General features: G+C 71.8%; 17 protein-coding genes and 1 pseudogene. 12 read left to right on the forward strand and 6 right to left on the reverse strand.

The window, feature by feature from the left end; genetic code table 11:
• Positions 1 to 72 precede the first annotated feature (72 nt).
• A complete protein-coding gene (locus tag ACFYNU_RS20975) occupies positions 73 to 684 on the forward strand; it encodes a DUF6461 domain-containing protein (RefSeq protein ID WP_356590515.1) in 612 nt (203 codons plus the stop codon).
• 67 nt (positions 685 to 751) lie between these two features.
• Entirely contained in the window at positions 752 to 1,342 is a 591-nt protein-coding gene (locus ACFYNU_RS20980; protein ID WP_356590517.1) for an isochorismatase family protein, read from the forward strand.
• A 50-nt stretch (positions 1,343 to 1,392) separates the two neighbouring features.
• Here ACFYNU_RS20980 and ACFYNU_RS20985 read toward each other — a convergent pair.
• Positions 1,393 to 1,650 (reverse strand): annotated as a pseudogene (locus ACFYNU_RS20985) (hypothetical protein); the annotation flags it as partial.
• Between the two features lie 30 nt (positions 1,651 to 1,680).
• Here ACFYNU_RS20985 and ACFYNU_RS20990 point away from each other — a divergent pair.
• The 9 genes from ACFYNU_RS20990 to ACFYNU_RS21030 all read left to right on the forward strand — a co-directional run bounded on the left by ACFYNU_RS20990 (position 1,681) and on the right by ACFYNU_RS21030 (position 12,708).
• The gene (locus ACFYNU_RS20990; RefSeq protein WP_356590519.1) at positions 1,681 to 2,571 is read left to right on the forward strand and encodes a DUF2797 domain-containing protein; all 891 of its coding nucleotides are present in this window, start codon (positions 1,681 to 1,683) and stop codon (positions 2,569 to 2,571) included.
• Between the two features lie 62 nt (positions 2,572 to 2,633).
• On the forward strand, positions 2,634 to 3,599 hold the full coding sequence (locus ACFYNU_RS20995; RefSeq protein ID WP_356590521.1) for an amidohydrolase family protein: 966 nt from the start codon (positions 2,634 to 2,636) through the stop codon (positions 3,597 to 3,599).
• Positions 3,600 to 3,823: 224 nt separating this feature from the next.
• Complete coding sequence (locus ACFYNU_RS21000) at positions 3,824 to 4,123, forward strand: hypothetical protein (RefSeq protein ID WP_356590523.1); 300 nt, start codon at positions 3,824 to 3,826, stop codon at positions 4,121 to 4,123.
• 135 nt (positions 4,124 to 4,258) lie between these two features.
• Positions 4,259 to 4,996, forward strand: coding sequence for a response regulator transcription factor (locus tag ACFYNU_RS21005; RefSeq protein ID WP_356590525.1), 738 nt, complete (start codon positions 4,259 to 4,261; stop codon positions 4,994 to 4,996).
• A 32-nt stretch (positions 4,997 to 5,028) separates the two neighbouring features.
• On the forward strand, positions 5,029 to 6,744 hold the full coding sequence (locus ACFYNU_RS21010) for a HAMP domain-containing sensor histidine kinase (RefSeq protein WP_356590702.1): 1,716 nt from the start codon (positions 5,029 to 5,031) through the stop codon (positions 6,742 to 6,744).
• Positions 6,745 to 6,770: 26 nt separating this feature from the next.
• Positions 6,771 to 8,093 carry a glycosyltransferase gene (locus ACFYNU_RS21015; RefSeq protein WP_356590527.1) on the forward strand — a complete coding sequence of 441 codons (1,323 nt, stop codon included), beginning with the start codon at positions 6,771 to 6,773 and terminating at the stop codon, positions 8,091 to 8,093.
• On the forward strand, positions 8,090 to 10,189 hold the full coding sequence (locus ACFYNU_RS21020; RefSeq protein WP_356590529.1) for a glycosyltransferase family 39 protein: 2,100 nt from the start codon (positions 8,090 to 8,092) through the stop codon (positions 10,187 to 10,189). Before ACFYNU_RS21015 ends, ACFYNU_RS21020 begins: the two co-directional genes overlap by 4 nt.
• A 74-nt stretch (positions 10,190 to 10,263) precedes the next feature.
• Complete coding sequence (locus ACFYNU_RS21025) at positions 10,264 to 11,799, forward strand: MFS transporter (protein WP_356590531.1); 1,536 nt, start codon at positions 10,264 to 10,266, stop codon at positions 11,797 to 11,799.
• 45 nt (positions 11,800 to 11,844) lie between these two features.
• Entirely contained in the window at positions 11,845 to 12,708 is an 864-nt protein-coding gene (locus ACFYNU_RS21030) for a TetR/AcrR family transcriptional regulator (protein WP_356590533.1), read from the forward strand.
• A gap of 15 nt (positions 12,709 to 12,723) precedes the next feature.
• On the opposite strand, the gene ACFYNU_RS21035 is transcribed toward ACFYNU_RS21030, so the two are convergent.
• The 4 genes from ACFYNU_RS21035 to ACFYNU_RS21050 all read right to left on the reverse strand — a co-directional run bounded on the left by ACFYNU_RS21035 (position 12,724) and on the right by ACFYNU_RS21050 (position 17,297).
• The gene (locus ACFYNU_RS21035; RefSeq protein WP_356590535.1) at positions 12,724 to 13,194 is read right to left on the reverse strand and encodes a PPOX class F420-dependent oxidoreductase; all 471 of its coding nucleotides are present in this window, start codon (positions 13,192 to 13,194) and stop codon (positions 12,724 to 12,726) included.
• Positions 13,195 to 13,204: 10 nt separating this feature from the next.
• On the reverse strand, positions 13,205 to 14,032 hold the full coding sequence (locus ACFYNU_RS21040; protein ID WP_356590537.1) for a YceI family protein: 828 nt from the start codon (positions 14,030 to 14,032) through the stop codon (positions 13,205 to 13,207).
• 221 nt (positions 14,033 to 14,253) lie between these two features.
• Positions 14,254 to 16,785 (reverse strand): MFS transporter, encoded by a 2,532-nt coding sequence (locus tag ACFYNU_RS21045; protein WP_356590539.1) that lies wholly within the window; start codon positions 16,783 to 16,785, stop codon positions 14,254 to 14,256.
• A 14-nt stretch (positions 16,786 to 16,799) separates the two neighbouring features.
• On the reverse strand, positions 16,800 to 17,297 hold the full coding sequence (locus ACFYNU_RS21050; protein ID WP_356590541.1) for a MarR family transcriptional regulator: 498 nt from the start codon (positions 17,295 to 17,297) through the stop codon (positions 16,800 to 16,802).
• A 231-nt stretch (positions 17,298 to 17,528) separates the two neighbouring features.
• On the opposite strand from ACFYNU_RS21050, the gene ACFYNU_RS21055 reads away from it, so the two are divergent.
• A complete protein-coding gene (locus ACFYNU_RS21055) occupies positions 17,529 to 17,735 on the forward strand; it encodes a hypothetical protein (protein WP_356590543.1) in 207 nt (68 codons plus the stop codon).
• 116 nt (positions 17,736 to 17,851) lie between these two features.
• Here the strand turns inward: ACFYNU_RS21055 and ACFYNU_RS21060 are convergent, their stop codons facing one another.
• The gene (locus ACFYNU_RS21060; RefSeq protein ID WP_356590545.1) at positions 17,852 to 18,751 is read right to left on the reverse strand and encodes an RNA polymerase sigma factor SigF; all 900 of its coding nucleotides are present in this window, start codon (positions 18,749 to 18,751) and stop codon (positions 17,852 to 17,854) included.
• Positions 18,752 to 18,898 lie beyond the last annotated feature (147 nt).

The following is an 18,898-nucleotide window of genomic DNA, read 5'->3' on the forward strand; positions in this document are numbered from 1 at the left end:
GCGCGGTCTGTAGAGTGCGCCGCCACGCGCCGTCACGTAGGCGAACGCGCTCGAACCCAGGGAGACGCCGCGGTGTGGGAAGACCTCGTTGCTCGGTACGCGTGGGCCGACGCGAACTCGCTGGAGGCGTGCACGGTCTCCGTGGTCGCCGGAAAGTCCGAGGACGACGTGATCCGGGCGTTCGGCGGGGACCCCGGGGAGTCGCGGCTCATGACGTTCGCCGAAGCCGCCGACGAACAGGCGGACCATCTGTACGAGGAGTACGAGCTGCTGCGGGTGGTCACCAGCAAGGAACACGTCGTGGCCATCGAGTGGGGGTACCACGGCAGCCTGCCGGAGATCGCCCGGCGCGCGTCGGCGGACGGCGGCGAGTTCTTCAGCGTCCACTGGGACGTCAACGCGCGCTACCAGGTCATGCGCGCGACGGACGGGCGGGTCGACGGCGCGTTCGACCCCGCGGAGGTGGAGGACGGGCCCTGGGCGGACCCCGGGTTCGAGGTTCCGGGCTGGGCGGAGGGGGTCGCCTTCGCCATGGGCACCCTCGGTGCCGAATCGTTCGCGCTCATGGAACGCACGACGGGCCTCGCCGTCGATCCGGCCTGGCTCGACACACCACTGCGTACGGTTCTGCTCGCCGCGCCCGGCGAACTCTTCGGCGGTCCGGAGAGTTCCTGGCTCCAGTGACCGCGTCGCCCCTCCCTGGTTCCGATAAGCGTTTGTCGGGGGCGGCCGTGCGGGCGATCATCGCGGGATGAGTGACGTTGCTGCTGACGTGCAGGCACTGGTCGTTGTCGATGTGCAGACCGCCTTCTTCACCGGCGAGGGCGCCGTGCCCGCCGCCCGGCCGGTGCGGGAGGCGATCGAGGGGATGCTGCGGCGGGCGCGCGAGCGTGGGGTGCTCGTCGTGCATCTCCAGAACGACGGGCCCGACGGGGCCGATGACGAGGCCGGGACCCCGGGGTGGGAACTCGCGCTGCCCGTCGCGGCGGGGGACCGCGAAGTCGTCGTGCGGAAGAAGCGGGACGACGGGTTCGAAGGGACGCCGCTCGGTGGGGTGTTGGTGGCCGCCGGGGTGAGGGGGATCGCCGTGTGCGGGGTGATGTCCGAGATGTGCGTGTCGGCCACCGCGCGGACCGCCCTGGCGCGCGGGTACCGCGTCGTACTGCCGCACGACGCCCACGCGACGTACGACGCCCCCGCCGTCGAGGGCATCAGCGAGGCCGTCCCGGCCGCGACGGTGTCGCGCGTCGCCGAGTGGGCGCTCGGCGACGAGGTCGAGGTGGTCGCTCGGGCGGCCGACGTCACCTTCGCGCCGGCGCCGGCGCTGGCCTCCGACCGCTGACTGCCGGCCGCCGGCCGCCGGCCGCTGACCGCTGACCTCTGACCGACTCAGGCCGTCGACTTGAACCAGGCCTCCGCGCCCGGGTTGATGTCGTGGTCGTAGACCGTCGGATCGACCTTCGCGGGGTCCTGGTACGCCGCGTCGTACCAGTCGTTGTTCGTACGCCAGAACCTCCACTGCTCCGGCGTGAGTCTGCCGTCCCGTGCCAGCCCGTTGGCCGGCGCGAAGATGCCCGGGAAGTGGCCGCGCGGGCTCCGGGTCGGGGACTGGAAGCGGACATGGTGGAGGGTGGGGGGCAGCGGCGGCATCCGGTAGTTCTAGCAGTTCGGGGAGCGCGTATGGGGTGGTGGTGCGACGGGGTGCGGTGGGGCCCCGGCGGTGGTGAGCTGGTGTGGCGGGACGGCGCCGGGCGGGAGCGGCGCAGTGCGCTCCGGTACGGGCGGGAGCTGGGGTTCCGGGCCGGCGGGGTGCGGCGGTGTGCCGGGGTGCGGCGGCAGGGGTGTCCGGTCGGTGCCGTCGTCGGCGGGCGGAGTACCGGCGGGCAGTGCCCGGACTGCGCGCGGCTCGACCGGTCGCGGTCGGTGGCCGCCGACACCGTGGCGGACGATCCGCAGCCGTACACCGTCTATCTGGCCTGGTTCGGGCCAGGCATGGTGAAGGTCGGGATCACCGCCGAGGCGCGCGGGTCGGCGCGGCTGCTCGAACAGGGCGCCGTCGTGTTCACCCGGCTCGGGCGCGGGCCGCTGATGGCGGCGCGGCGGACCGAGGAGTTGCTGCGTACGGCGCTGGGTGTGCCGGACCGGGTGCCGTACGCCGCGAAGCGTGCCGTACGCGCCACCCTGCCCGCCGACGAAAGCGAACGGGCCGAGGAGGTACGGGAGTTGTACGGGCGGGCCGTCGCGCTCGCCGGGTGGCCCGAGTCGTTGGAGCGGGCGGATCTAGAACCGGTCGATCATCTGGAGGTGTTCGGGCTGGCCGGCACCCCGCCCGTGACCGGCGTGATCGGTGAACTGGCCGACGGAGGGCGCGTCGCCGGGCGGCTGGTCGCCGCCGCCGGGCCCGATCTGCACCTGGAGTGCGGGGACAGCGGCGTGCTCGTGCTCGACACCCGGCTCGTGCGGGGCTGGGAGCTGACGGGGGCGGGGGCGGGCGACGGCGGGGCGGGTGTGACCGTGCCCGTACGGGACGTGGGGAGCGCGGGCGCTTCCGTGCAGGACGGCCTGTTCTGACCGTGACCGGCCGCACCTCGGTGCCCCTGGACAGCACGGCCCCCGGATCGGAGGGTAGAGGGATGGATGATCAAGCAGCCGCCGAGAACCAGGCCGCGACGGAGATCCAGGCCGCGACAGAGAACCAGGCGGAGAGGGAGATCCAGGCCGTGCGGGAGTTCCGGGAGCGGCTCTCGCTGCCCGGACTCGTCGACGTGCACACGCACTTCATGCCCGACCGCGTCCTGCGGAAGGTATGGGCGTACTTCGACAGCGCCGGCCCCCTCACCGGCATGGAGTGGCCCATCACCTACCGGCACGAGGAGGACCAACGCGTCGCGCTCCTGCGGGCGTTCGGCGTACGCGCGTACACCTCGATGCTCTACCCCCACAAGCCCGGCATGGCCGACTGGCTCAACGGCTGGGCCGCCGGCTTCGCCGCGCGCGTGCCCGACTGCCTCCAGACCGCGACCCTCTTCCCCGAGGACGGCGTGGAGACTTACGTGCGCGAGGCCGTCGACTCCGGCGCGCGGATCTTCAAGTCGCATCTCCAGGTGGGGGGTTACGACCCCAACGACGAACGGCTCGACCGGGTCTGGGGGTTGCTCGCCGACGCCGCTGTGCCGGTCGTCATGCACTGCGGATCGGGGCCGCAGCCCGGCAAGTTCACCGGGCCCGAACCCGTCGGGCGGCTGCTCGCGCGCCATCCGAGGCTGCGGCTCGTCGTCGCGCACATGGGGATGCCGGAGTACACGGACTTCCTGGACCTGGCCGACCGGTACGACGGGGTCCTGCTCGACACGACGATGGCGTTCACCGACTTCAGCGAGGCGTTCGCGCCCTTCCCGGCCGGGGCTGAGGCCAAGGCCCGGCTCGCGGACCTGGGGGACCGGATCCTGCTCGGGTCGGACTTCCCCAACATCCCGTATCCCTACCTCCACCAGCTGGAGGTCCTCGAACGGCTCGGACTGGGCGACGCCTGGACGCGCGCGGTCTGTTACGGGAACGGGGTCCGCCTCTTCGGGCTGGACGACACCGGCAAGGTCTGACAGCGCGGTCAGGGTCTGACAGCACGGTCACTGTCCCATCGGCGTGGTCCGAAAGGCGTGGCCGGGCGGCAGTTATTTCCGTAATCTCATTGGGTGTTCAACACAGTTCACCGGAGTTCACCACCGAGGAAGGGGTGTGAGGGCGTGACGCGGACCACGTGCACGACCTAGCCGCCCGCCCGGAAGCTCCGGGAGCACGGGCGGCGGGTTCCGAGAGGAACGAGATGTCCCGCACGGACAAGACCAAGCCGCCGTGGGTCCGCCACGCGGAGCACCACCCCCTGCCCGTTCACGATCACCGTCACGGCCCCTGCGATCTGCCGGCCGCTCCCGCACGGGACGAAACGGACACCCGCTGCCGGTGGGTGCCGACCCTCGCCGCGCTGATCGCCCGGCCCTGCTGCGCCGGATGCAAGGTGCGCTCCCACATCAAGGAGCGGCAGGAGTGGGCGAAGACCGGCAACCGCAAGGAGCGTTACGCGGGCCGGCGGGAGAGCAGGACCGAGGCGCGCCGTTTCCGCTGAGCGGCGCTGAGTGGCGCTGAGCGGTGCTGAGCGGCGCTCCGCGGTGTGAGCGGCCGACGGGAAGCCCGCCCGTTCTCAGGGAATTCACAGGAAGCGGCAAGACCCTTCTCACCCGGACTCCGCAGGGTGGGCAGCATGACCGTCACCTCGCCCAGGGGGCGCACCGAGATGATCAAGCCGGACGGCAGCCCCGTCCGGGTCCTTGTCGTGGACGACGAAGCCTCGCTCGCCGAGCTGATGTCCATGACCCTGCGCTACGAGGGGTGGGACGTCCGCAGCGCCGGTGACGGCGCGGGCGCCGTGCGCTCGGCGCGGGAGTTCCGGCCCGACGCGGTGGTGCTGGACGTGATGCTGCCCGACATGGACGGCATCGCCGTCCTCGGGCGGCTGCGCCAGGAGCTGCCGCAGGTGCCCGTCCTCTTCCTCACCGCGAAGGACGCGGTGGAGGACCGGATCGCCGGGCTCACGGCGGGCGGTGACGACTACGTCACCAAGCCCTTCAGTCTGGAGGAGGTCGTGGCACGGCTCCGCGGGCTCATACGGCGCTCCGGCACCGCGTCCGTACGCAGCGAATCGGTGCTGGTCGTCGGTGACCTCTCGCTCGACGAGGACAGCCACGACGTCAGCCGGGCGGGGCGGTCCATCCATCTCACGGCGACGGAGTTCGAGCTGCTGCGCTTCCTGATGCGCAACCCGCGGCGGGTGCTGAGCAAGGCCCAGATCCTCGACCGCGTGTGGTCGTACGACTTCGGCGGGCAGGCGAATGTCGTGGAGCTGTACATCTCCTACCTGCGACGGAAGATCGACCTCGGCCACCCGCCGATGATCCACACACGGCGCGGCGCGGGGTATTTGATCAAGCCGGGAGAGTGACCATGGCGGCGGCGACGGCTGCGATGGCGGCGATGTGGGGTCGAGTACGGGGTGGGTGCCGGCCGCGTACGTCTCCCCGTACCGCGTCGAAGCGCTGGTCCCTGCGCACCCGCCTCGTCGTGTCCGCCGTCTCGCTCATCGCGGTCGTCGCGGCGGTGATCGGCGCGGTGACGACCATCGCCTTCCGCTCGTACCAGTACGACCAGCTCGATGCCCAGGTCCATGCCATCGCCCAGCGCGCCGCCGGCCCGCACAGCCGGGACGAACCGCCGCCGAACGGCCTCCCGCAGCCCCGTCCTTCGAAGGGCAAGGAGCCGCTCAGGACCATCACCGGCGGCGGCGCGCCGATCGGCACGGTCGGCGTCGAGCTGACCGGCAGCGGTCCGGGTGACATCGGCCAGGGCATGATCAGCGCCCAGAGCGGCGGGGACGACCAGGGCGGCCAGCAGGTCACCGGGCACGCGCTCACCGACTCCGAGACGGCCGCGCTCGCCTCGGTCCCGCGCGACGGCGACTCGCACACGGTGACCCTCGCCGACCTGGGCGACTACCGCGTCGAGTACGTCGCCGGCGTCAACGGCGCCTTCCTCGTCGGCGTCCCGCTCAGCGATGTCCAGGACACCCTCGCGACCCTGATCGTCGTGGAGATCTGCGTCACCGTCGCCGGTCTCGTCGCCGCCGGGATCGCGGGCGGAGTCCTGGTCGGGGTGGCGCTGCGGCCCCTGCGGCGCGTCGCCACCACCGCCACCCTCGTCTCCGAACTCCCCCTGCACAGCGGCGAGGTGGCCCCGCTGACCCGGCTGCCGGACACGGAGGCCGATCCGCGCACCGAGGTCGGCCAGGTCGGCGCCGCGCTCAACAGGATGCTGGGGCACGTCGGTTCGGCGCTCGTCGCGCGGCAGGAGAGCGAGACGCGCGTACGGCGGTTCGTCGCCGACGCCAGCCATGAGCTGCGGACACCGCTCGCCTCCATCCGTGGTTACGCCGAACTCACCCGGCGCGGCCGGGAGAAGATCGGGCCCGACACCCGGCACGCGCTCGGCCGGATCGAGGCCGAGGCGGAGCGGATGACCGGGCTGGTCGACGATCTGCTGCTGCTGGCCCGGCTCGACGCCGGACGGCCGCTCGCGTACGAGACGGTCGATCTCGTCCCGCTCGTGGTGGACGCGCTCAGCGACGCGCGGGCCGCCGGGCAGGACCACCACTGGCGACTTGAGCTGCCGGACGAGCCCGGACTCGTACGTGGCGACGCCACCCGGCTCCAGCAGGTGCTCGTGAATCTGCTGGCCAACGCCCGTACGCACACCCCGCCGGGGACGACCGTCACGGCGACCGTACGGACGGCATCCGGCCTCGGACCGTCCGACCCCGACCCGTACGTCCTCGTCGATGTGGCGGACGACGGGCCCGGCATCCCGCCCGCCCTCCTCCCGCACGTCTTCGAACGCTTCGCGCGCGGCGACGCGTCCCGCACCCGCGCCGGCACCCGCACCCGCACCGGCGCCGACGTCGGCCCGTCGCACGCCCCGAACGCCCCGAACGCCCCGAACGCCGATTCCACCGGTCTCGGTCTCGCCATCGTGCAGGCCGTCGTCACCGCGCACGGCGGGGACGTCCACGTACGCAGCGAGCCCGGCCGCCGCACCGTCTTCACCGTGCGCCTACCGGCCGCCCGCGACGGCGTCAACGCCCCCGACACGACCGCCCCCGACTCACAGTCGCACCACAGGCTCAGCACACTGCGGTGACAGCCTGACCGCCGAGTGTCGGTCGCATGAGAACAGACACCGACACTCCGTGGGGCAGCCTCCCGGCCAGGGAGCATCTCCCGGTCGAAGCGCCCGACGCGGGGGCCCCCACCGGCGTCCCCGTGCTCGACGTGGTGATCCCCGTCCACAACGAGGAGCGAGACCTGGAGCCGTGCGTACGCCGGCTCCACGACCATCTCGCCCGCACCTTCCCGTACCGCTTCCGTATCACCGTCGCCGACAACGCCAGCACCGACCGCACACCCGCCGTGGCGGCCCGGCTCGCCGCGTCGATGACCGGGGTCACGGCGTACCGGCTGGAGGAGAAGGGGCGGGGGCGGGCGCTGCGGACCGTGTGGTCGCACTCCGACTCCCCCGTCCTCGCGTACATGGACGTCGACCTGTCCACCGACCTCAACGCGCTCCTGCCGCTCGTCGCGCCGCTGATCTCGGGCCACTCGGACCTGGCGATCGGGTCACGGCTCGCGCGCTCGTCGCGTGTGGTGCGCGGCCCCAAGCGGGAGTTCATCTCGCGCGCGTACAACCTGATCCTCAAGTCCTCGCTCTCCGCGCGCTTCAGCGACGCGCAGTGCGGCTTCAAGGCGATACGGCGCGAAGTCGCCGAGCGGCTGCTGCCGATGGTCGAGGACACCGGGTGGTTCTTCGACACCGAGCTGCTGGTGCTCGCCGAGCGGGCCGGGCTGCGGATCCACGAGGTGCCGGTCGACTGGGTCGACGACCCGGACAGCCGGGTGCACATCGTGAGTACGGCCGTCGACGACCTCAAGGGCGTCTGGCGGGTGGGCCGCGCGCTCGCGGTCGGCGCGCTGCCGCTCGACCGGCTCGCCCGGCCGTTCGGCGACGACCCGCGGGACCGCGCGATCAGCGGTGTGCCCGGCGGACTCGCGCGCCAGCTGGTCGGCTTCTGTGTCGTCGGCGCGCTGTCGACGCTCTTCTATCTGCTGCTGTACTCGCTCTTCCGTACGGCCTCCGGGCCTCAAGCGGCAAACGCTGCCGCGCTGTTGGTCTCGGCGGTCGCGAACACCGCGGCCAATCGCCGGCTGACGTTCGGCGTACGCGGCCGGGAGCGGGCCGTGCGTCACCAGGCGCAGGGTCTCGTCGTCTTCGGTATCGGGCTGGCGCTGACCAGCGGCTCGCTGGCCGCGCTCGACGCGGCGTCCGGGAATCCCGCGCACGGCACCGAGCTGGCCGTACTGATCTCCGCCAACCTCGCGGCGACGGTGCTGCGTTTCCTTCTCTTCCGCGCGTGGGTCTTCCCCGACCGGCGCGGCGGCGACGAGAAGCCCCACGCACACGAGGCCCGCACACAGGAACGGAGCGCCCGATGACCCACGCCCCGCACCCCGGCGCACCGGGCACCGCACCGGCCCGCCCCGCCGTGCCCCTGCCGGTCCGTCTCCGCCGGGGCAGGCCCGAGGACGCGCCCTGGGTACGCCCCGCCTTCCTCGCCCTCCTCCTCGCGGCGCTGGTCGTCAACCTCTGGAGTCTCGGCGACTCCGGTTACGCCAACTCCTTCTACTCCGCCGCCGTTCAGGCGGGCGGCGAGAGCTGGAAGGCCTTCTTCTTCGGCTCGTCCGACGCGGCGAACTCCATCACCGTCGACAAACCCCCGGCCGCGCTGTGGCCGATGGCCCTGTCGGTGCGGCTGTTCGGCCTCGGTTCGTGGCAGATCCTGGTGCCCGAGGCGCTGATGGGTGTCGGCACCGTAGCGGTGCTGTACGCGGCCGTACGCCGCCGCTTCAGCGCCCCGGCCGGGCTGATCGCGGCCGGCGTGCTCGCGCTCACACCCGTCGCCGCGCTGATGTTCCGCTTCAACAACCCCGACGCGCTCCTCGCGCTGCTGATGACCGTCACGGTCTACTGCGTGCTGCGCGCGCTGGAGGACGCCCGGACGCGCTGGCTGGTGTGGGCGGGTGCCGCGTTGGGCTTCGCGTTCCTGACGAAGACGCTTCAGGCGTTTCTGATCCTGCCGCCGCTCGCCCTCGTGTACGCGGTGTGCGCGCCCACGCCGGTACGGCGCAGGATCGGTCAACTGGCCGCCGCCGGGCTGGCTTTGGTGGCCAGCGGCGGCTGGTGGGTCGCGATCGTCGAGCTGTGGCCGGCCGCGTCCCGCCCGTACATCGGCGGCTCGCAGACCAACTCCTTCCTCGAACTCACCTTTGGCTACAACGGACTTGGCCGTATCAACGGCGAGGAGGTCGGCAGTGTCGGCGGCGGAGGCGGCGGAGGCGGGCGGCGCGGTGGTGAGAGCGGGCTCGGCCGGATGTTCAGCGACGGCATCGGCGGTCAGATCTCGTGGCTGCTGCCCGCCGCGCTGTTCCTGCTCGTCGTCGGTCTGGTGCTGACCCGGCGGGCCGGGCGCACGGACAGCGCGCGCGCCGCGTTCCTGGTCTGGGGCGGTGCGCTGCTCATGACGGCCGGGGTTTTCAGCTTCATGGCGGGGATCTTCCACGAGTACTACACGGTGGCGCTCGCGCCGTACATCGCCGCCCTCGTCGGCATGGGGGCGACGCTGCTGTGGGAGGAGCGTGCGAAGCCGCTCGCGTCGGCCGCGCTCGGTGCGGCGGTGGCCGGGACGGCGGTGTGGGCGTTCGTGCTGCTGGGGCGTACGCCGGACTATGTGCCGTGGCTGCGCTGGGCGGTACTGGCCGGCGGGCTGATCGCGGCCGTGGCGCTGGCGGTCGTGGGCCGGCTCGGCCGGGACGGACGCCTGCGGACGCTCACTCCCCGGCTCACCACGGGTGCCGTGGTGCTGGCGCTCGCCGCGTCGCTGGCGGCCCCGCTCGCGTACACGCTGTCGACGGTCGGCACCCCGCACTCCGGGTCGATCGTCACGGCGGGTCCGGCGGTGGCACGCGGCGGTTTCGGTGGGGGCGGCGGGGGCGGCGGTCCTATGGGCGGTGGCGCCGAACGCCCCGCGCGTCCCGGCGGGGGGCAACTCCCCGGCGGGGGCCAGGCCCCGGGTGGTGCCCAGGCCGGCCAGGCCCCCCAGGGCGGTGGTGGGGCCCCGCAGCGAGGCGGTGGCGGCGGATTCGGCGGCGGCGGTATGTCGGGGCTGCTCGACGGCCAGGCCGTCAGCGCCGAGGTCGTCACGGCGCTGCGCGAGGACGCCGACGACTACACCTGGGTCGCCGCGACGACGGGCTCGCAGAACGCCGCGAGCAACCAACTCGCCGCCGGGGAACCGGTGATGGCGATCGGCGGCTTCAACGGCAGCGACCCGTCCCCGACGCTTGAGCAGTTCAAGCGGTACGTCGCCGAGGGAAAGATCCACTACTTCCTCGGCGGGGGTGGCTTCGGTGGCGGTGGCGGTGGCGGCGGCCGGAACGGTTCCGGTTCGGCGATCGCCGACTGGGTGCAGTCCACGTACAAGGAGGTCACCGTGGGCGGCATGACGCTGTACGACCTGACCGCCGAAAAGTAGCTATACGGCGTAAGGGAGTTCCTTGTACGGTGTGCGGGGCCACTCGGTCCCGTACACCGTAGAGGAGTCTCCGTATGAAGGCGCCGGCCGCCGACACCCGCACCGCCGCTCCCTCGGCGGCCCCCGGCCGCCACCCCCAGCGCTGGCTGATCCTCGGCGTCATCTGCCTCGCCCAGCTCACGGTGCTCCTCGACAACACCGTCCTCAGCGTCGCGATCCCCTCCCTCACCACCGAACTGCACGCGTCGACCGCCGACGTCCAGTGGATGATCAACGCCTACTCGCTCGTCCAGTCCGGCCTCCTGCTCACCGCCGGCAACGCCGCCGACCGCTACGGCCGCAAGAAGATGCTCATCGCCGGCCTCGCGCTGTTCGGCGTGGGCTCGCTGGCCGCCGGACTCGCCCAGTCCTCGGGCCAGTTGATCGCCGCCCGCGCCGGAATGGGCGTCGGCGGCGCCCTGTTGATCACCACCACCCTCGCCGTCATCGTCCAGATCTTCGACGACGAGGAGCGCGTCAAGGCCATCGCCCTCTGGTCGACGGTCAGTTCACTGGGCTTCGCCGCCGGACCGGTGCTCGGCGGCGCCGTGCTCGACCACTACTGGTGGGGCGCGATCTTCCTCATCAACATCCCGGTCGTCGTGCTCGGCCTGGTCGCCGTCGTCGCGCTCGTACCGGAATCCAGCAGCCGCCAGGGCGACCGCCCCGACCTGCTGGGCGCGCTGCTCTCCGTGATCGGCATGACCGCCGTCGTGTACGCGATCATCTCCGGCCCCGACCACGGCTGGACATCCGGCCGGGTGCTGCTCCCGGCGGCGGTCGGCGTCCTGGTCCTGGGCGCCTTCGTGGCCTGGGAGAGGCACATCCCGTATCCCATGCTCGACATGCACTTCTTCCGCAACCGGCGCTTCGTCGGCGCCGTCGCGGGCGCGGTCCTCGTCGCCTTCGGCATGACGGGCTCGCTGTTCCTGCTCACGCAGCATCTGCAATTCGTGCTTGGATACGGCCCGTTGGACGCCGGACTGCGTACGGCCCCGCTCGCCGTCACCGTCGTCGCGCTCAACCTCACGGGCCTCGGACCATGGCTCGCGGGGAAGATGGGCACGCCGCTCACCATCGCCGTCGGCATGTCCCTGGTGGCCGCCGGGCTCGCGGCCATCGCCGTACTCGGCGCCGACGGCTACCGCGGGATGCTGGTGGGACTCGTCGTGATGGGCGTGGGCGTCGCGCTCTCGATGCCCGTCATGGCCAACGCCATCATGAGCGCGATCCCGCCCGAGAAGGCGGGCGTGGGCGCGGGTGTCAACGGCACGCTGGCCGAGTTCGGCAACGGTCTGGGGGTCGCCGTACTCGGCGCGGTACTGAACTCCCGGTTCGCCGCGCTCGTACCCGCCGCCGTGGGCGCGTCCTCGCTGCCCGCCGCGCTCGCGGCCGTCGAGGCGGGCCCCGGCGGGGACGCGGAGCGGGCCGGCATCTCCGACGCGTTCGCCCGGGGGCTGGAGACAAGCCAGTTGGCGGGCGCGGTGGCGGTGCTCGCGGGCGGACTGCTCGCCGCGCTCCTGCTGCGCCGTGCCGAACGGGCCGACCGGCCGGGGACATCGGCGGCATAGCATCGGATCCGCACGAACGGGCCGAGGAACCGAGGAGGCTCATCCATGGAGTCGGCAGCCGACAAGGCCGGGCAGCCCCTGCGGACCAGCGTATGGCTGGAGGGGAAACCGGCGGCCCGAGGCCGGAAGAACGAACGTTCCGACCATCCCACCGGGCTCGACAGGGACCGGATCACCGAGGTCTCGGTACGGCTGCTCGACGCGGAGGGCCCGGCCAAGTTCTCCATGCGGCGGCTGGCGGCCGAGCTGGGTGTGACGGCGATGTCCCTGTACTGGTACGTGGACACCAAGGACGACCTCCTCGAACTCGCCCTGGACTCCGTCTACACGGAGATCGGCACGCCCGGCGGGGCGGCGCCCGACGGGGAGGCGCAGGAGCGCGCGGCCACGGACGCGGCGACGGACGCGGTGACGGACGCGGTGACGGACGCGGCCACGGACGCGGAGACCGGCTGGCGTGACGAGCTGCGCGAACTCGCCGTCAGCTACCGGGCCCTGCTGGTCCGGCACCCCTGGGTCTCGCCCCTCGTCGGCAAGTTCCTCAACATCGGCCCGCATTCGATGGAGTTCTCCACCGCCGTGCAACGGGTCATCCGCCGCACCGGCCTGCCCGCGCACCGCCAGATGGGCGCGCTGTCCGCCGTCTTCCAGTTCGTGTACGGCTTCGGCACGATCGAGGGCCACTTCGTCCAGCGGTGCGCCGAGGCGGGCATGACACAGGACCAGTACCACCGGCACGCCATGGGATCGATCCACCAACAGCCCGAGTACCAGGGCCGGTTCGACCACGCGGAGGAGCTGATGGCGGCGCGCGGCGGCGAGACGGTCGAGGAGATGCGCGAACGGGACTTCACGTTCGCGCTCGAAGTCCTCGTCGCGGGCATCGAGACGATGCGCGAACGCGGCTGACCGCCGCCAGCCCCGTTACGAGGGCGGGGCCAGTCGCGCCGGGAAGCCGCCCGTCGCGATCGGGCTCCACCGCTCCGGCGTGATGCGGATGATCGACTTGCCCTGCCGCACCATCGCCTCGCGGTACTCGTCCCAGTCCGGGTGCTCCCCGGAGATGTTGCGGAAGTACTCGACCAGCGGCTCGACCGACTCCGGGACGTCCAGCACCTCCGCCGTACCGTCGATCTGCACCCACGGCCCGTCCCAGCTGTCCGACAGCACGATCACGCTCGCGCGCGGGTCACGCTTCGCGTTCCGCGTCTTGGCGCGCTCCGGGTAGGTGGAGACGACGATCCGTCCCGAGTCGTCGACGCCGCAGGTCAGCGGCGAGCCCTGGGGGCGGCCGTCGGAACGGGTGGTCAGCAGGATCGCGTGGTGCCTGGGCCGGACGAAGTCCAGCAACTCTTCCAGCCCCACGGTGGTGTTGGTCGCGATGTTCGGTGCCATACCCCGCAGCCTACGACCCGGCCGTCTCCCGCGGAGCGACCTCAAGGACCGCCTGGATGTCGAGTTCCACCCGCAGCGTCGTGCCGATCGCCGAGATCCCCGCCCGTACGACCTGGTTGTAGTTCATGGCGAAGTCGTCACGGCGCAGCTCCGTCGTCGCGCGGAAGCCGGCCCGCACCCCGCCCCACGGGTCGGGGCCGGTCCCGAGGTACGACAGGTCCAGCGCCACCTTCCGTACGACTCCGTGCATCGCCAGCTCACCCCGTACCGACCAGCGGTCCGGACCCGACTGGCTGACGCCCGTGCTGTGGTACGTGATCTCCGGGAACCGTGCCACGTCCAGGAAGTCCGGCGACCGCAGATGCTTGTCCCGCATGTCGTTGCCGGTGTCGACGCTCGCCGCGTCGATGACCGCGTCCACCCGGGAACGCTCCGGCACCGCCGAGATCTCGATCCGCCCGCCGAACTCGCCGAAGTGCCCCCGCACGCTGGAGAATCCGAGGTGCTGGGCGACGGTGGCCACCGACGAGTGGGCGGGGTCGATGTTCCACACACCGGGCGGCGGCAGTTCGACGCCGCCCTGCCGGGTCAGGACGACCGTCCCGGCGTCGGCGACACCGGTGGAGGTCACGAACGCGGTCGCGGCGGCGGGCGCGTAGCCGATGGCCGTCACGATCACGGTGTAAGGACCCGGCGCCAGCGGCACATCGGCGACCACGTCACCGTCGGCGTCCGCGTCGGCGCGCACGACCTGCGCGCCGGTCCGGTCGGTCAGGGTCACGGCGGCGTGCTGGACGGCCCAGCCGTCCGGTGTCCGTACCTGTGCGCGAAGTCCCATGGCGTTTCTCTCCTCGTTCGCGGTCCCCGTGCGGCCCGTGCGGCTCGTGCGGTTCGTCAGGTCCAACTGGCTCATGGGTGGTCAGGAGATGGGCCCCGGCGCGGTGACGACATGCCGTCCCCAGGCTGCCGCCACCGTCACCGGGGCCCCTTTCCACCGGACGGGACGCGTCTCCGCTGGGGAACGCGCCCGTCCGGGGGCTTCGGTCCGCACGCGGCGTACTACTCGCCCGCGTGCGTCAGCTCGATGTCGTGGCCGTCGACGCCGTGCCCGGCCACCGTCAGCGCACCGGCCACCGGCGGGTAGCCGGTCGCCATGACCGTGTACTCGCCCGCGTCCAGGTCCGCGAAGCCGTACACCCCGTCGTCCCCGGTCGTCGCTGTGGCGACCACGTTCCCGGCCGCGTCGATCAGCGTGACACGGGCGTCCGGCAGCGGACGCCGGTCGGCACCCGCCCGGACCGTGCCCCGGACGAGCGCGCCCGACCGCAGCACCGCCTCGACGCGGGTCACGCCCTGGGCGCCGATCTCCACCGGCAGGGCCAGCGGGCGGAAGCCGGCGGCGTTGACGGCGACCGTCACCGAGCCGGGCAGCAGCTCCGCGAAGGCGAACTCGCCCTCCGCGCCCGACTTGCCGGTCGCCAGCACATCGCCGCGTACGTCGGCCACGACGACCATCGCGCCCTCGACGGGGATATCGCCCTCCGCGCTCCGTACGGTGCCGGTGAGGCCGCTCGTACCGGCGAGCAGGATGTCGTACGCCAGCGGCTCCGCGCCCACGGCCACCGTGGCGGCCTGCGGCTGGAAGCCGTCGGCCGAGGCGATCAGGACGTACGCGCCGGACTCCGGCGCGTCGACCGTGTAGCCGCCGTCGTCACCGGCGACCGCGCGGCCCAACTGGCGCCCGGTCGAGGAGATGAGGGTGACGGCCGCCCGTGGCACGGCTCCGCCCTCGCCGCCGCGTACGACGCCGTGCACGGGGATGCCGACGGTGCCTGGCGCGCCCGAGGTGCCCTGTGTACCCGCTGCGCCCGACGTGCCCTGTGCGCCCGCCGTGAGGACCGTCGTGGCCCCCTCGGCGGCGACGGCGAGCGGCACAGCCGACTCGACCGGCACACCCGACTCGGCAGGCGCGTTCTCCAGGCTCTCCACCGCGTCATTCGCCGCACGCGTCTTCAACGCGACCTCCTTGATGAACAGCGTCACGAGGAACGCGAGCAGCGCGGCCGGCGCCGAGAACAGGAAGACATCGGCGACACCGTGCCCGTACGCCGCCTCCACGACGGTCCGCATCGGTCCGGGCAGCGTGTCCAGATCCGGGATGCCCCCGCCGCCCGTTCCGGCGTGGCCGGCCGCCGCGCCCTCCGGGCCGAGGTCGGCGAGACCGTCCTTGACATAGCCGGCGACCCGGTTGCCGAGCACCGCGCCCAGCGCCGAGACGCCGATCGCGCCGCCGAGCGAGCGGAAGAAGGTGACGACGGAACTCGCGGCGCCCAGGTCTTGAGGGGAGACCTGGTTCTGGGTGCAGAGCACCAGGTTCTGCATCATCATGCCGATGCCGAGGCCCATGATCGCCATGAAGCCCGCGATGTGCCAGTACTCGGTGTCGTACCGGATCGTGCCCAGCAGCCCGAGTCCGGCCGTCACCAGCACACCACCGCTGACCAGCCAGGCCTTCCACCGTCCCGTCTTGGTGATGATCAGGCCCGAGACCGTCGACGAGAGGAAGAGACCGCCGATCATCGGGATGGTCATCACGCCGGACATCGTCGGCGACTTGTCACGCGCGAGCTGGAAGTACTGGCTGAAGAAGACGGTGCCCGCGAACATCGCGATACCGACGAACAGCGAGGCCAGCGAGGCAAGGGTGATCGTCCGGTTGCGGAAGAGGCGCAACGGGATGATCGGCTCGCTCGCCCGCGACTCGGTGAGCAGGAAGAGGGCGCCAAGGACGACCGTGCCGGCGAGCATCGTGTACGTCTGCCAGGAGACCCAGTCGTACTTGTCACCGGCGAAGGTGACCCAGAGCAGCAGCAGCGAGACGGCCGCGCTGATGAGGAACGCGCCGGTCCAGTCGATCTTGACCTTGCGCTTGACCACCGGGAGGTTGAGGGTCTTCTGGAGCACGATCAGCGCGATGACGGCGAAGGGGACGCCGACGTAGAAGCACCAGCGCCAGCCGAGCCATGACGTGTCGGTGATGACACCGCCGATGAGCGGGCCGCCGACGGTGGCGACGGCGAAGGTCGCGCCGAGGTATCCGCTGTAGCGCCCGCGCTCCCGCGGGGCGATCATCGCGGCCATGATGATCTGGGCGAGGGCGGTGAGACCGCCGACGCCGATGCCCTGGATGACGCGGAAGACGATCAGCGTCCCCGCGCTCTGGGACAGTCCGGCCGCCGCCGAGGCGACCACGTAGAGGGTCAGTGCTATCTGGACCAGCAGCTTCTTGCTGAACAGGTCGGCGAGCTTGCCCCACAGGGGAGTGGTGGCCGTCATCGCCAGGAGCGAGGCGGTCACCACCCAGGTGTACGCGCTCTGGCCGCCGCCGAGGTCGGAGATGATCTCGGGCAGGGCGTTGGTGACGACCGTGGACGAGAGGATCGCCACGAACATGCCGAGCAGCAGCCCGGAGAGCGCCTCCATGATCTGGCGGTGTGTCATCGGCGTGCCGGGAGCGGCGGGGGCGGGTGAGCCGCCGCCGTGCTTGGCGTGGCCGCCCCGTACACCCGTTGGTGTGGTGGTCGTAGCCATTGAATTCCTTTGTCTTACGTCTCTTGTGCGGAGATCGGGGGTGTACGGGCGTACGAACCGGGGCTGTCGTCGTAACGGCCCGGCCGGCAGTCGCCGAAGTTCTCACGCAGGCGGGCCAGCATGGTGTTGAGCTGTCCGACCTCGTCGTCGGTCCAGTCGGACAGCGCGCGGGCGAATGTCTCGGTCGTCCGGCGCGCGAGTTCGTCGAGCAGTTCGCGGCCCGCCGGGGTGAGCCGCAGGATGCGGGACCGCCGGTCGTCCAGGTCGGGTACGCGCTCGATCCAGCCGCGCTCCACCGCGTGGGCCACATGTCTGCTGGTCACGGACATATTCACGGCCAGAAGATCGGCGAGGCCGCTCATCCGCATGTCGCCGTGCCGCTCCAGCAGGGTCATGACGGCCGCGGAGCCGCCCGGACAGTCGGGCGGCAGGACGCGGGCGAGCCCCCGTTTCACGGCGCCGATGGCACTGAGCTGGCGGGCCAGTTCCGCGTACTGACTCTTGGCGGCCATGACCCCTCCGAGGACCCCGTGCGCATGTCGCGTACATGTTGTTGCTTAGGGCAACCATAGAAGCGGTTGGTTGCTGAAGGCAAACTAAAAGAGGGCATCAGGAGTAAAGGAACCCAAAAGGCTTCGCATATGCGAGGTCAATGGTCCACGGAGGGGGCGGGAGGCCCGAGTTGGGCTTGGGGTGGCCCCGGGGGTTGGGCGGCGGAGCCGCGTTCGCTAGGGTCCTGCCACATGGCACACAACCCCCATGCCCCGCAGGGCCCCGAGGGAAATCCCGACCCCGCGGGCAGCACCCAGATGTTCCGCGCCTTCGTCGACGAGGGTGAGCCGGCGAGTCGACAGGCGCCACAGCGGAGCGGATCGAAAACCGGACTGATCGCCGGCGTCGTGGCCGTGGTCGTGATCCTGGGCGCCGTCGCCTGGCTCGCGCTCGGCTGACCGCGGGCAGTACCCACGATCTCCTGGCGGTGGCGCTCCGCTCAGCGCGGGGCGCCACCGCGTCGACCGCACTCCGACGATGACCTCGGAGGCCGTCCTCGCGGTGACGCCCGCTCTCAGTCCGCGATCAGCCCGTCCCGCAGCTGCGCCAGCGTGCGGGTCAGCAGGCGTGAGACATGCATCTGCGAGATGCCGACCTCTTCGCCGATCTGGGACTGCGTCATGTTCGCGAAGAAGCGCAGCATGATGATCTGCCGCTCCCGGGGCGGGAGTTTGGCCAGCAGCGGCTTCAGCGACTCGCGGTACTCCACGCCCTCCAGGGCCGTGTCCTCGTACCCCAGACGGTCCGCCAGCGAGCCCTCGCCGCCGTCGTCCTCGGGTGACGGGGAGTCCAGCGAGGAGGCCGTGTACGCGTTCCCGACCGCGAGGCCGTCGACCACGTCCTCCTCCGACACCCCCAGCACCAGGGCGAGTTCGGGAACGGTGGGCGAGCGGTCCAGCTTCTGCGCCAGCTCGTCGCTGGCCTTCGTCAGCGCCAGGCGCAGCTCCTGGAGCCGGCGGGGCACGCGGACCGACCACGAGGTGTCGCGGAAGAAGCGCTTGATCTCGCCGACGACGGTCGGCATCGCGAACGTGGGGAATTCCACGCCCCGTTCGCAGTCGAACCGGTCGATCGCCTTGATGAGGCCGATCGTGCCGACCTGGACGATGTCCTCCATCGGCTCGTTACGGCTGCGGAACCGGGCCGCCGCGTAACGCACCAGGGGCAGATTCAGCTCGATGAGGGTGTCACGTACGTAGGTGCGCTCCGGGCTGTCCTGGGCGAGCACGGCGAGCCGCAGGAACAGGGAGCGGGACAGAGTGCGGGTGTCGATGGCTTCCGGCTGGGACACGCGCGGTTCGGCCACGCTCGGTTCGGCCACGCGGTCGAGAGCATCCGGTGCATCCGGTGCCTGCGGTGCCTGGTCGCTCTTGTTGAGCGTGAGCACCTTCGAGCTGCCCTGTTCTACGGACATGCCACCCCCTTGAGGTCGCTGACGGTCGCGGTGGCCGCTCCCGTCGAAGGAACGCAGCCTCCACCTGAATACCGGCGGTGGGACTGCGGCAAACGCGGTTCCAGCAGAATGTCACATGTCGTCAACACGCTGTAGCGCCAAGTCGAC

Origin of the sequence: Streptomyces sp. NPDC006643, from assembly GCF_042870175.1 — a bacterium.
Classification (GTDB): Bacteria; Actinomycetota; Actinomycetes; order Streptomycetales; family Streptomycetaceae; genus Streptomyces.